General features: G+C 43.3%; 1 pseudogene. It reads left to right on the top strand.

Annotated features, from left to right (window positions below):
• Positions 1-37: 37 nt before the first annotated feature.
• Positions 38-462 (top strand): annotated as a pseudogene (ompN, locus tag K0039_RS21145) (porin OmpN); the annotation flags it as partial.

A 462-nucleotide genomic window follows, 5' to 3' on the forward strand; every position in this document is an offset into this window, starting at 1 on the left:
GATAAAAGGCAAATAAAATAACTAAAGGATTTATTCAATGAAAAGCAAAGTACTGGCACTTTTAATTCCGGCCCTGCTCGCCGCAGGTGCTGCACATGCAGCCGAAGTTTATAATAAAGACGGCAACAAATTAGCTCTGTATGGCAAAGTTGATGGCCTGCATTATTTTTCTGATAATTCAGCGAAAGATGGCGACCAGAGCTATGCGCGTCTGGGTTTTAAAGGCGAAACCAAATTAACGATCAACTCACTGGCTACGGTCAATGGGAATACAATATTCAGGCAAACAACACTGAATCTTCAAAAAACCAGTCATGGACCCGTCTGGCATTTGCCGGGCTGAAATTTGCAGATTACGGTTCTTTCGATTACGGACGTAATTATGGCGTAATGTACGACATCGAAGGCTGGACCGATATGCTGCCTGAATTTGGCGGTGACTCTTATACCAATGCAGACAAC

Origin of the sequence: Terrisporobacter mayombei (assembly GCF_020748465.1) — a bacterium.
GTDB lineage: Bacteria > Bacillota > Clostridia > Peptostreptococcales > Peptostreptococcaceae > Terrisporobacter > Terrisporobacter mayombei.